Origin of the sequence: Flagellimonas iocasae (assembly GCF_042682725.1) — a bacterium.
Classification (GTDB): domain Bacteria; phylum Bacteroidota; class Bacteroidia; order Flavobacteriales; family Flavobacteriaceae; genus Flagellimonas; species Flagellimonas iocasae.
Genome location: NZ_JBHUHU010000001.1, coordinates 431467 through 444612 on the forward strand (window position 1 = coordinate 431467; position 13146 = coordinate 444612).

At 41.2% G+C, this 13146-nt stretch carries 9 protein-coding genes; 1 reads left to right on the forward strand and 8 read right to left on the reverse strand.

The window, feature by feature from the left end:
• Positions 1 to 151: 151 nt before the first annotated feature.
• From ACFSJE_RS01900 to ACFSJE_RS01915, 4 genes are all read right to left on the reverse strand, one after another.
• A complete protein-coding gene (locus ACFSJE_RS01900; RefSeq protein WP_465254614.1) occupies positions 152 to 2983 on the reverse strand; it encodes a gluzincin family metallopeptidase in 2832 nt (943 codons plus the stop codon).
• A gap of 13 nt (positions 2984 to 2996) precedes the next feature.
• Positions 2997 to 3683, reverse strand: a complete 687-nt coding sequence (locus ACFSJE_RS01905) for an LOG family protein (protein WP_379829285.1) — start codon at positions 3681 to 3683, stop codon at positions 2997 to 2999.
• Between the two features lie 17 nt (positions 3684 to 3700).
• Entirely contained in the window at positions 3701 to 6562 is a 2862-nt protein-coding gene (gene uvrA, locus ACFSJE_RS01910) for an excinuclease ABC subunit UvrA (protein WP_379829286.1), read from the reverse strand.
• Positions 6563 to 6666: 104 nt separating this feature from the next.
• Positions 6667 to 8415: an APC family permease gene (locus ACFSJE_RS01915; RefSeq protein WP_379829287.1), complete on the reverse strand. Its 1749-nt coding sequence runs from the start codon at positions 8413 to 8415 to the stop codon at positions 6667 to 6669.
• 84 nt (positions 8416 to 8499) lie between these two features.
• On the opposite strand from ACFSJE_RS01915, the gene ACFSJE_RS01920 reads away from it, so the two are divergent.
• Positions 8500 to 9024: a hypothetical protein gene (locus ACFSJE_RS01920; protein ID WP_379829288.1), complete on the forward strand. Its 525-nt coding sequence runs from the start codon at positions 8500 to 8502 to the stop codon at positions 9022 to 9024.
• Here ACFSJE_RS01920 and ACFSJE_RS01925 read toward each other — a convergent pair whose 3' ends face one another.
• From ACFSJE_RS01925 to ACFSJE_RS01940, 4 genes are all read right to left on the reverse strand, one after another.
• Positions 9025 to 9744: a DUF5131 family protein gene (locus ACFSJE_RS01925; protein WP_379829289.1), complete on the reverse strand. Its 720-nt coding sequence runs from the start codon at positions 9742 to 9744 to the stop codon at positions 9025 to 9027.
• 1 nt (position 9745) lies between these two features.
• Entirely contained in the window at positions 9746 to 10846 is a 1101-nt protein-coding gene (tcmP, locus tag ACFSJE_RS01930) for a three-Cys-motif partner protein TcmP (RefSeq protein WP_379829290.1), read from the reverse strand.
• Between the two features lie 68 nt (positions 10847 to 10914).
• The gene (locus tag ACFSJE_RS01935; protein ID WP_379829291.1) at positions 10915 to 11691 is read right to left on the reverse strand and encodes a TIGR03915 family putative DNA repair protein; all 777 of its coding nucleotides are present in this window, start codon (positions 11689 to 11691) and stop codon (positions 10915 to 10917) included.
• Positions 11692 to 11781: 90 nt separating this feature from the next.
• The gene (locus ACFSJE_RS01940) at positions 11782 to 13044 is read right to left on the reverse strand and encodes a putative DNA modification/repair radical SAM protein (RefSeq protein ID WP_379829292.1); all 1263 of its coding nucleotides are present in this window, start codon (positions 13042 to 13044) and stop codon (positions 11782 to 11784) included.
• Positions 13045 to 13146 lie beyond the last annotated feature (102 nt).

Sequence of the window (13146 nt, forward strand, 5' to 3'; positions counted from 1 at the left end):
GTCGATTTCTGCGAAAATACTAAAATACATTCAATTTAGCAATATGAAATCCTGTTAATAAAATGAAAATATGATAAAAATATAGATATTAATCAATAAAAAATTCAAAACAGACCTATTAAAACGCTTTTTTATTGAGAATGTATTAATGCTAAAACCACTTTCGAGTGAAGAGGCCAATGAGTGTTTTTGGACTTATAGTCACCACAAAACGAATGCTTTGACCGTAGTCGTCCTGACCAATTTCCCAACCTCTGTTGGAATATATAGGGAAATATAGCTCAAAATAGTCAGTAACCAAATTTAAACGGATACCCGAATCGTAAACAAAGCGGGGGTCCTGGCCTCTACTTCGAATAAAGCCCATGTCTCCGTAAGCTTCAACCCACCTCCAAATATTGGTGCTGGCATTGGTGGTCAAAATCCAGTCGTTTGCAAACGGATTCTCCAATTTGGATTTAAAACCGCCTTCCGCTATAATGATTTGTTGGCTGTATATCCCAGAACTCTCCGACCTTCCCAGATAGGCCAAATCAAACATATAATCCGTTGGTCTGTCCAAAGCAAAACTAAAAAAGTCCGAGTCGGTATTGTTGCGCAAAAACTTTCCTGCAAAAAGTCTTAGATTCAATTGTCTATTGCTCTGGAACAGTTTTCTATACTCAAATTCAAAAGAGAGTTTGGTGAAGTTATTGGAGTGTTGGGCATCCAAATACCAAGAGTTATAGTGCAAAATGTTGTTGTCCACATCAATGAAACGTACATTCATGACACCGTAATCGGGGTCGGTATCTATTTCATCAGCGATATTGTCATCAATACTTCTGAACACGTTTCGGTATCTAAAAAGAAGACTTTGCCTTCTGTTGGAAATTAAATCATTGGGCCTCCATCCAAAGCTGACCGCCGGTGTAAGTGTGGAAAAGCGAGAATTTTTCTGAAAATGGGACGTAGACCCTGAAATGGAATAGTCTGAGACATAGAGCCCTGTTTTTTTGTGATATTTCCGATACCTGAAGCCTGCCTTACCTACCAACGTGCGCTCTAGGAAGGAGTAGGTGGGGGAAATGTCATACTGAAATGGACGTTCCAAGAAGGTCTTGTTATAGATACGCATTCCCGGAGTAATTCCATCATACAGGTTAAAGTTTGCAATAGGCACATAGAAGACTTGATTGTAATAGGGGTCTTCGGTATCCTTGAAAAATTGGAATTTCAACTTTTTGTTGCTCGAAAAGAAGCCGTTGAGGGTCTTCCAGTTGTCTCGCTGGTTGAACTCTGGAATTTTTTGGTCGTAGTTGAGAACCATTCGGTCTTCCCCATTTCGGGGAATGGTCACCAACTTGGTGGTGTCAATATCCGTGAACCAGTATTTGGAAACAACAGAATCGTTCTGCAAGCCAAACAACGAAATGGGGACATTGGTGCCTCGCTTGTTTTTAATGACCAACGAAATGGAATCCTCTGTTTTATCGATGCTCTTGATTTTAAAATCAATCTTTTTGTCCGTGGCTACGTACTCATCAAAAAACCAATCCACATCCTTGGTTGAAAATTTCTCTATGGTTTTTCTGAAATCCAGCGCGGAAACCTTTGGTTGTAAATGGAAATCCCTGTAGAAATCGATAATACTGCTATCAATTTCCTTTCCGCCCATATACTCGGACAGATAAGACATACCCAGTCCTGCTTTATAACCATTTGCAATTTTTTCGTTGAACTTTATCAAGGAATCATTTCGGGTAGTAAGTGCTTGGTCAATGTTCTTGCGTGCGGACAACATGCTCAGCATGGTATATTGCTCGTTAAAATCCATTTGCGCCAAATGGAATCCTTTTATTCCCCAAATTTTGGAAAGTTTCCCCGCCAATTTCTGATTGGGATAATAATCCTCCACATATTTGATCATGAGATAATAGGCGATTGCATCGTTCACCCATCGTTCTTCCCTCGGGTTTAAAAACAAGGTTTCCTGCAAATAGCTTCGAATGGCAGTTTTCAAGAATTTCATCTCAAATTGAAACTGTTCTTCATACGGTCTTATAAAAGAAGGAAGTTGGTTAATCCCGTAAAGTGGAGAGCGGTTGTAATCAAATTCGCTGACCAATAAATTGTTATGGGGATAATCGCCTAAGTTTTCCTGTAAATAATGGATGATCTTGTTGATTGAGATTCCTTGATAAACATCATCATACTTATTGGATTCCAAATCAGTAGTCACCGTCAAGTTCTCAAAAACATGTTTATCGAATCGGTTTGTAGTGGATAGGATGATTTCACAACTTTTTCTATCCTCTCCTACAAGCTTGATGTACTGTCCACCCGGAAATTTAGTGCTGCTGGACTCCCCAAAATTAGAGGCCAGTTGCAATTTATCCGGATAGGTGAAATTGATGACGCTTTTGGTGACGCCAGTGTATAGATCATCTAGATTGATGTTGTCGTAAAGTTTCCATTGATCAGTATAGACTGCAGGCGTTAAATACCAGTTCTTGAGGTTGTACCCCAAGCCAGGGGCATAGCCATACGATGTAAATTTTGCTTCGGGAAGTTGTACGGTATAGGTAAAGAATAACTGGATTGAATCGTTGGGTTCGAGTGCTTCATTCAAAGTAACAGAGATGATATCCCTATTGCCCAAACGCTTCCAATCCAATCCGGCGTAATCTTTGGCAACAACGCTTTTTATGTCGGTAAATCCCCTTTCCTTATCCTTTGCCAAATGGAGACTTCTATTGAACTCTTCCCCAAAACGTTTGGCCAATGCCGTATTTTTGTTTGAATACGCGTGGTTCCAATCATTGAAATACAACACAGAAAGCCCCTCATCGGCTTGATTGACATAGGTGAATTTTTGGGTGATCTTGATGTCTCTGGAGCCACTATCCAAAACAGCCGTAACCTCATTGTAATGCTGTGCCCACGTTTGGGAGCAAAGCACAAACAAAAACAAGAATAATCTAAATGGGGTATAGCGGGTAATCAAATGGTACAGATTAGAAATTGGGACTTAGATTGCGTTCTTTGTAGAAGGAGTCCAAAATTTCCACGACCTCATCCTCGGTGTCAACCAGTTTGATCAAATCCAAGTCCCGTGGACTGATGTTACCAGCTTCCAGCATTGTATTTTTTATCCAGTCGATAAGACCGCTCCAAAATTTGGTTCCGACCAAAATGATGGGGAATGTATGTATTTTATGCGTTTGAATCAACGTGAGTGCTTCAAAAAACTCATCCAAGGTTCCAAATCCACCGGGCATCACAACAAAACCTTGGGAATACTTCACGAACATCACTTTGCGAACAAAGAAGTAATCAAAATCCAAGCTTTTATCTTCATCAATAAATGGATTGTCGTGCTGTTCAAAGGGAAGTTCAATGTTGAGCCCAACCGAAGTTCCTCCAGCCAAATGGGCACCTTTGTTTCCAGCTTCCATGATACCGGGGCCACCTCCCGTGATGATTCCATAGCCGGCTTCCGCTACTTTTTGGGCCACTTTTACGGCCAAATCGTAATACGGTTGCCCTTCACGCACCCGCGCGGAACCAAAGATGGACACACATGGGCCAATGGCACTCATCTTCTCAAACCCATAGACAAATTCACCCATAATCTTGAAAATGGCCCATGAGTCATTGGTCTTTATCTCGTTCCAGCCTTTGGTATGCTGTTCTTTTCGCATTTGCATATCTATTTTATTTAAACGGCTCTTGCTATTTTTTGTTTACTGTGTTCCAGTTCCTTCCTCAAAAACTTTGCCGTATAGCTTTTTTTATCTTTTGAAACTTCTTCAGGGGTCCCTTTGGCAACAATCATACCGCCACCACGACCTCCTTCATACCCGATGTCGATAATATGATCCATCATTTTTATCACATCCATATTGTGTTCAATCACCAAAATGGTGTTGCCCTTGTCCACGAGTTGGTTCAGCACCTCCATGAGCACACGGATGTCTTCAAAATGTAGTCCAGTTGTAGGTTCGTCGAGGATGTAAAAGGTGTTTCCAGTGTCGCGTTTGGAAAGTTCCGTAGCTAACTTCACCCGCTGCGCTTCACCACCGGAAAGGGTAGTGGATTGCTGCCCCAATGATATATAACCCAGTCCTACATCTTTTATTGTCTTTAACTTACGATGTATTTTGGGAATGTTTTCGAAAAAGTCCACGGCTTCGTTGATGGTCATTTCCAAAACATCGGAAATGGATTTTCCTTTGTATCGAATTTCCAAAGTCTCCCTATTGAAACGTTTGCCATTGCAGGTTTCACATTCCACATAAACATCGGGAAGAAAGTTCATTTCGATGACCTTTAGACCACCTCCTTGGCAGGTCTCACATCGACCTCCGGCCACATTAAAGCTAAAGCGTCCTGGTTTGTATCCCCGGATTGAAGCTTCCGTAGTTTTTGCGAACAGTGCCCGAATCTCACTAAAAACGCCCGTATAGGTTGCAGGATTTGAACGTGGTGTCCGTCCAATAGGAGATTGGTTGATGTCGATGACCTTATCAATATGTTGAAGTCCGGTAATTTTCTTGTAGGGCATCGGTTTTTTGACGCCGTTGAAATAATGGGCATTCATGATAGGGTAGAGGGTCTCGTTGATGAGGGTGGATTTTCCACTTCCGGAAACTCCTGTTACGCCAATCAATTTTCCCAGAGGGAATTCAGCGGTAATGTCTTTTAAGTTGTTTCCTGTGCTGCCCGAAAGCACAATTTTCTTCCCAGTTCCTTTTCTTCGCTCTGCGGGTACTGGAATTTCCAATTTCCCGGTAATGTATTGGGCAGTGAGGGTATGATGGTCCTTTAATTCTTGCGGTGTTCCTTCGGAAATGATTTCCCCGCCATGTTTTCCGGCTCTTGGCCCAATATCGATGACGTGGTCGGCGCACTCAATCATGTCGCGGTCGTGTTCCACCACAATAACCGAATTGCCAATATCTCGAAGCGATTCCAGGGAACGAATCAACCGCTCATTGTCCCTTTGGTGCAGTCCAATGCTGGGTTCGTCCAAAATATAGAGTACACCTACCAATTGCGACCCAATTTGCGTGGCCAACCGAATCCGTTGCGCCTCACCACCAGAGAGCGATTTGGAACCTCGGTTCAAAGAGAGATAATCCAAGCCCACATCCAGTAAAAATTGGATACGCGTCCTGATTTCTTTAATGATTTCCTCTGCGATTATTTTTTGGTTTCCTTCAAGCGAACTGTCCAATTCCGCGAAGAAATTGGCCAGTTCGGCTATGTCCATGTGGGCGAGTTCGGCAATATTCTTTTCACCAATCTTAAAATAAAGTGATTCCTTGCGCAAGCGAGCCCCTTCACATTCTGGGCATTTGACCTTGTCCATATAATCCTTGGCCCACCGCTTGATGGAAGTAGAATTGGCTTCTTCAAACTGGGTCTTGATAAAGTTGGAAATGCCCTCGTAGTCAATTTTGTATTGTCGTTTTACACCCAACGTTTTAGAATCGACCTCAAAGCTTTCCTGTCCGCCGTTTAAAATGACCTCCATGGCTTCAGCGGGGATTTTTTCAATGGCATCCGATAAATCAAAACCATACCGTTGCGCAATGGTCTCCAACTGCTTGAAGGCCCAAGATTTTTTGTATTCACCTAATGGGGCCAAACCTCCGGCCTTGATGGACAGTTTTTTATTCGGGATAATTTTATGCTCGTTTACTTCGTAAACATGCCCCAGTCCATTACACTCTGGGCACATGCCCTTAGGTGAGTTGAAGGAGAACGTATTGGGTTCTGGAGTGGGGTAGGAGATTCCAGTGGAGGGGCACATAAGGTCCCGACTAAAATATCGGGGTACACTTTCGCCTTCTTCCAAGACCATGAGTACATTTTCACCACTGTACATGGCTGTATTGATGGTCTCTCCGAGCCGTTTATGAAAATCTTCCGTGTCAGAAACTTTTAATCGGTCAATGACAATCTCAATATCGTGGGTTTTGTAGCGGTCCACTTTCATGCCCTTGGTGATGTCCAAAATTTCACCATCCACACGTACCTTTACAAAACCTTGTTTGGCAATCTGCTCGAACAATTCCCGATAATGCCCCTTTCTGGATTTGACCACTGGGGCCAAAACATTGATTTTCTTATCGAGATACGACTCAATAATCAGGTTTTTGATTTGCTCATCACTGTAACTCACCATTTTTTCACCCGTATTGAAGCTGTACGCATCTCCAGCCCTTGCAAAAAGCAAGCGAAGGAAATCATATATCTCGGTAATGGTACCCACAGTGGAACGGGGCGATTTTGAGGTCGTTTTCTGTTCAATGGCGATAACAGGGGAGAGTCCATCGATTTTGTCCACATCTGGGCGCTCCAATCCACCCAAGAATTGACGTGCGTAAGCTGAGAAGGTTTCGATGTACCTACGCTGTCCTTCGGCATAAATGGTATCGAAGGCCAAAGAGGATTTTCCACTGCCGGAAAGTCCGGTGATTACCACAAGCTTTTCGCGTGGAATGGTTACATCTATATTCTTAAGGTTATGGACTCTGGCGCCCCTGACCTCAATATGTTCTTCGTAATTGATCATAAATCATAGCAAACCTCAAAAATAGCGATTTGACACGTAAAAAAGAAGGAGGAAAAGGTTTCGTTTGCGTTAATGGGACACAAAACTTTCCTGCACAATTCCAATCAAATTATTAACCGCACTCCACCCAGTTCTTGTAATGGATACGGGAACTTGTCACTTGGGCTTCCGATAAACATAAAATTGATGGGAATGTTCCATTCCTTGGAGAGTTTTTTGATCAGCGAAGGGGTAAATTTCCCATGTAATTGAATGTATTCCACCTTAATCTCTGGGTATTCCCGGTCCAAAACGTCCAAATCTGATATAAAACTTGACGTGGCCTTTTCACCTTCTGGGAAAACAGAAACAATCTTTAATTTACGGGTATGCTCGTTGTTTCGGATGTAGAGCAAGACCTTGTTCAATAAAGCGATGTCATCCTTTTTGGTAAAGTAGACAAATTCTTGGTCGTTGATTTTGTTGATGGTGTTGTTGATACCTTTGTAGGATTTCACCAAAAACCGATTGATGGGGTCTAAGAAATACCGAATAAGGCGCAGTACAAATTTCAACAGTGCGGTACGGTTGAGCATCACCAAGACTACGGCAATGGTCGGGATGAAGTACTCCATGAACACCGCCAAATAATCTGGATTTAAAATAATGTTTCCAGCCAATGCAACAATAACGGCCAAGATGGCAATCAATAAGGATAACCACCCAGAGCGTTCGGGTCGCGGTAGGTGTTTTCTTCGAACTTTCAACAAAATATTGCCAATACCAAAAAGAGCCATTACAGAAAGAAAAGCAATGGTATATACGCCCGCCAAAGCTTCCAAATCCCCATCGGTGATAAGTAAGATGGAAACACAAAGGATAAAAAAGAAAATGGCGATGCGATAAGTGCTTCCATTTTTGTTTCGCTTCAAGAGGAAGGGTGGAAGAATTCGGTCCAACGTAATACGCTCCACCAAACCAGAAACCCCCACAAAAGAAGTCAAAACTGCACCACTCAGCACAAGAACCGCATCAACAGAAACCAAAATGGAAAGCCAAGAACCGCTTACTTCACTACCCATGATGGATAGAAGAGCGTCTTTATTGGTTTCAATGGCGGTAATGGGCAATACAGCCAGGGCTAAAAAAGCAATTAGGGGGTTGAAAATGGTAACCACCGCCCACATATTACGCAAGGTTTTTGGGAAGACCCCTTTTTTCTGTTCCTCAACAAAGTTGGCCGAACTTTCAAATCCACTGATTCCTAACATAGCTGCCGAAAAACCAAAGAACAATGCCATGGTTAGTCCTCCATGCTTTACAGGAAGAGCATTGTTGTCCATAAAAACGCCCATTCCATGTTCAAAGAGATAAAATCCTGTGAAGGTGGATAATAAAATCAGCGAGGTAAGGTGGAAAATAAAAATCCCGATGGCTACTTTGGATGATTCTCCAATACCGATAATGACCAAGCCCATAAAAATGGATAGGAGCACTATGGTCGCCAAAATAACGGGTAATTGAGGCACCATGGTGTAGAGGTACTTCATGGCTTCATTTGCTGAAATGACCGCAGTGGCCATATACGAAAGCAATGTCAGCGAAGCTGCCAGGGATGCCATTCCCTTGCTCGTGGTGTTCAAAAGCGCATTATACGCTCCACCGTTCATGGGTAAGGCTCCGACGACCTCACCGTAAATTTTTCGAAACAGAAAGAGGACAACCCCAACAATCAGCAGTGAAATCCATGCATACTGACCCGCATGTAACACGGCCAAGGCCGATACGTACAGACAAGAAGAACTGATATCGTTACCACTGATGGAAGTAGAGGCTAACTCTCCGAGTTTTACTCTAAGTTTTTGTGGTTCCATGAAAGAATGGTTTATAAAACCGAGAACGAAAGTAGGGCAAAGTTCCAAAAATTCTAAATTTGTGGGCAACAAAAAACTGGATTTATGAAATTATTGGGTATTGGCTCCCGTATAGATCATCCCGAATATGGAAAAGGGGTGGTGACCAACGTATCATCTAAACATTATTGGGTCACTTTTTTGGAAAATGGACTGGAAACCATTGACCTTGACTCCGAATTTGAAGTGATTGAAGGGGTAGAGGGTGAAGTGGACACTGTCAGTTTTTTTGATGTAGAGCGTTCCTTGGTCAAGATTTTGGAAAAGTGGAGCGACACCCATGAGAAAGTAGCCATTGCCGACAAATGGAAAGGTGGTAAATTGATTTTGGACCCGGGCGACGCCACCCAAAACAAGGAAATGCCCATTGACACCTTTTTTCACAAGATTGTGATGGTTCGTGACCGAATCCGAGTGATGGAACAAAAAATTAACAGTAGCACTAATCTGGATGATCAGGAAAAGATAGATCTACAGCAATACATTACCCGCATCTATGGCAGCTTGACCAGTTTTAATGTGCTCTTTAAAAACAAGAGTGATTATTTTGTGGGGGAGAGGAGTAAGTAGCTAAGCTATTAACCTATAATTGGGCATTTGGTCATATGTACGACCATTGAGCAAACGCCCGTTCTTTTTCTTATTGGTGCCGCCCCATTGCTTAAAGAAGAAGGCAACACCTGCTTCTTCACATTGACTTTGTATGTCATTTACCCACTCGGCTTTTATGGGGCGTGGTTTTCTACCGCTTTCTCCTCCAACGATAACCCATTTTATTTCATCCAAATTCAAGTCTGGTAAGGGACCTATCAAAGGTTCAAGAGACAAAAACTTTATACGTGCATTGGTTTTTCGTAAGTAACTAATCCTATGCTGGACTTGTTGGTTTTCCACAGAGACCCCCATCCAAATGTTCGATGTCCAATTGAGCTTTTCATGAAGTTCTAGTAGTCTCTCATGTCTTTTGGTTAATACTTGAAAAATATGTTGTTGATTATCGTTCATGACTTCGAAGACCTTTTGAATAAATGAGAGTGGAACCTCTGGGTGGAACAAATCACTCATGGAATTTACAAAGACCATTTTCGGTTTTTTCCATGAATAGGGAGTGCTTAATTCTGATGTATGGATCCTAACCTTAAAATTATCTTTATATTTTTCTATTCCCATGGCTTGAAGTCGTTTAGACATCACCTCTGCGTAGCAGAATTTACAACCTTGACTAATTTTGGTGCAGCCAGTTGTTGGGTTCCATGTCATTTCTGTCCATTCGATACTTGATTGTGCCATTTTATTGTAATGTTACTTTTGTTATCCATGCATTTTTTTTACAAACTTTATTTGAAAGGTCAAACTTTTCTTTTTTCATAACAGCTTCTTTAATAAGTAAATTGACAATATTCCGACTAATTGAGATTTTCATGCCGTTATCAATAGTATACAAATAAATGTCTTTATCCGATTTCAGAGTGCCGTTTTTTATTTTTGACTTAAGATTCTCTTCAAACACTTCTATTTTTTTTGGTTTTTGAACTTCTCCTGTAAAAAGATCTATTTGCCCAGGCAAAATATTGTCATTGTCTATGTCAAAATTAGCTGTCCCCCTTTCAGAATCAATTCTCCATGCGCTATTCAAAAACTTTTCAATTCCCAAAACATTGTTGCTGCCAAAGATAATTCCATACAGACCAGCATTCTTTTTAATTGAAAATGGAGCCAGATAATATTCTTTTTCTTTAGGAACTTGCGATTTGTAAAATTGCAAAACTAATTCATGGATTTTGTGGTAAGGCGTTAGTTCAACCTCCTTTTTATTTAGTTTAAGGTGCTTAGCTATTCCAGGATGATCCACAAACCTTTTAACGGTAGACGATGAAATAAAAAATAAAAAATCAGTTCTTGGGAGTGAAATTATAGTTTTAAATCTGGTTACATTAATCTGTTTAACCCCAGTTTGATCGAAAAACAACAAATTAGCTTTGTCACTTCCTTTTAAAGAACCATATTTTTTTGAAAATGATTCAGAAAATTCCAGAGAATCTGTTTCAACTTTGATTGGTAAACCTGCTATTTTTTGAAACAAAATACTTTCTAATTCTTGAAATTTTTCAACATCATATTCATTAAAATAGAGATTTACAATAATTTGCTTTTTTTCTATTTCATCGTAATAAGGCTTCAATTCTTCAAGAATTATCAAAGGAGTGCCTTTAATTCCATTTATGTCTTGTCCTGGACCGGCAAAAAAGTCGTAGATATTTAGAGTCCTCCAATATATTTTTTTTGCGGAGATAAAAACTGGAAGCCATTCCCGTATGTAAAACCTAAACAAGTCAAGTTTTACAAGGGTTCCCTCGTCAAAAGGTTTAGAGTGTAAATTTCTTTCTCCCATATAATCATTAATTCATGTTCAATGGGGTTATATTGGAGGAATTTTACCACAAAATAATATTTTATTTATCAAACCGCCTCCTTTTTCTCACTCAAATACTTCCAATACCGTTTGGGCACATGTTGCGTGTGCAATTTGGGATTGATACGGGATTTAATACTGGTGCTTTTGAAATAGTCGTTCCATAAGGTTTGGTAATCGTATTCCTCGGTTTTGAAAACATCACTTTTAACGGTCTTGTTGTGGTGGATGTCTTTCAGGTTTAACGAAACCATTTCTACATGGTCCAGATTGTAAAAAATGCCATAGTTGCGCTTTACATCATAGATTAACCATTGTTGGTCCGCGTAGCGGTCCCGAAAATGTTTGGAGATTAAAGGCAACACATCAAAATCGGGTTCAATGTTGGCAAAATAAATCTCATCCTTGGTCAATTGAAACCGAACAAAGGCCTCCATCCGATGCTTTTCCCGACCCACCTTTCGAGCCAATTGGCTAATGTGCAACACAATCCCATCCGAATAATCCAATTGCTTTCCATTTTTAGAGGACATCAATTTTTGGATATAGGTGTACAACATCAATTCTACCCCTTCGGTTTCACTCAAATAAGCAAAATAGACGTTTGATATGGCGTTGTGGCTCTTGTTTCGGATACCATTCCAAACACGCTTGGCTTTTTCCACGTTGGTGAAAATGGTTTCGGTTTCAGAAAAGAGTCCATTTTGGCATTCGGCATTTTTTTGAATGTCGGCCACATTGATTTTTTCATCAAAAGCGACGAAGACGGCGGTGAGGAAGCCATTAAAGCTGCCGTCATAAATTAAGGTTGTTGAAGGGTTCATAGTGTTCGTTTTTTCATTGACCTCTCGACAGCTCCTTCGACTGCGCTCAGGATGACAGCGCGAGGTTAAATAATTGTTTACTGTTCATTATTAATTAAATAACGACAATTGTGTACTGTACTGATTCCGAAACTTACCAGACGAAGTCTGCAGAATCATGCCTTTGATTTTCTCCGCATCCAAATCGCGGCGTTCCCAATGGCGGGAATCGCATATCATAAAATATTGGGCACGGTTGAGGGCCACTCCAATTTTCTTGAGGTGGTCCCAGTTCAATTTTCGAAATTTGCGAGCCTTCATAATTTTTTCCACGGATTGCATACCAATGCCGGGGATACGGGCCAAAAGTTGCTTTTCAGCAGTATTCACATCCACAGGAAAGAGATGCAGGTTGCGCAGGGCCCATGAAAGCTTTGGGTCCACGTCAATATCCAAATTGGGATGGTCGTTGTTCAAAATTTCATTGACGGCAAAGCCGTAAAATCGCAACAACCAATCCGTTTGGTACAATCGATTCTCGCGAAGCATTGGGACTTGGGAACCAATAGCAGGTAGGCGTGCATCGTCAGCCACCGGCACATAACCGGAATAATACACACGACGCATTTGGTAGGTTTTATAATAATAGGTTGCGGAATACATGATGTCCTTGTCAGATTCACCCGAGGCACCCACAATCATTTGGGTACTTTGCCCAGCAGGGGCATATTTTGGGGTGTTCTTGATGATTTTCCGCTCCGATTTGTAGCGCACAATCTCATTTTTCACTTTCAGCATGGGTTTGGTGAAATCTTCATGTTTTTTATCCGGCGCCAACAATTTCAGTCCAGAAATAGTGGGCACTTCAATATTTACAGAAAGTCGGTCTGCATACAAACCAGCCTCATACATGAGTTCATCACTGGCCCCTGGAATGGATTTAAGATGGATGTACCCATTGAAATTCTCTTCCAACCGCAATTTTTTGGCCACGGCCACCAAGCGTTCCATGGTGTAATCAGGACTTTTAAAAATGCCAGAGCTCAAAAACAGCCCTTCGATATAATTCCTTCGGTAAAAATTAATAGTTAGGTCCACCACTTCCTGAATTTTAAAAGCAGCCCGCTTTACATCGTTGCTTTTTCGGGTGACGCAATACGCGCAATCAAAAATGCAATGATTTGTCAATAAAATTTTAAGGAGGGATATACAGCGACCATCCGATGTATAGCTATGGCAAATCCCCATGCGCGAAGCATTTCCCAGCCCTTGATTCTTGTTGGTTCGGTCGCTGCCACTACTGGCGCATGACACGTCATATTTGGCGGCATCAGCAAGGATATTTAGCTTTTCTCGGATTCTGTTAAAGTCCATAACTTGGAAATATTCCAATCAAAGATATGGAAATATTCCAAATAATGGATATAATCCAGTTTAATTTTTGGAAATAATCCTAATTTAGGTATGTTTTATGAT

Excerpts from the sequence above, each read along its gene's own strand:
- ACFSJE_RS01905 (WP_379829285.1), bottom strand. The coding sequence starts at position 3,683 with ATGCGAAAAGAACAGCATACCAAAGGCTGGAACGAGATAAAGACCAAT.
- uvrA (WP_379829286.1), bottom strand. The coding sequence starts at position 6,562 with ATGATCAATTACGAAGAACATATTGAGGTCAGGGGCGCCAGAGTCCAT.
- ACFSJE_RS01915 (WP_379829287.1), bottom strand. The coding sequence starts at position 8,415 with ATGGAACCACAAAAACTTAGAGTAAAACTCGGAGAGTTAGCCTCTACT.
- ACFSJE_RS01920 (WP_379829288.1), top strand. The coding sequence starts at position 8,500 with ATGAAATTATTGGGTATTGGCTCCCGTATAGATCATCCCGAATATGGA.
- ACFSJE_RS01925 (WP_379829289.1), bottom strand. The coding sequence starts at position 9,744 with ATGGCACAATCAAGTATCGAATGGACAGAAATGACATGGAACCCAACA.
- tcmP (WP_379829290.1), bottom strand. The coding sequence starts at position 10,846 with ATGGGAGAAAGAAATTTACACTCTAAACCTTTTGACGAGGGAACCCTT.
- ACFSJE_RS01935 (WP_379829291.1), bottom strand. The coding sequence starts at position 11,691 with ATGAACCCTTCAACAACCTTAATTTATGACGGCAGCTTTAATGGCTTC.
- ACFSJE_RS01940 (WP_379829292.1), bottom strand. The coding sequence starts at position 13,044 with ATGGACTTTAACAGAATCCGAGAAAAGCTAAATATCCTTGCTGATGCC.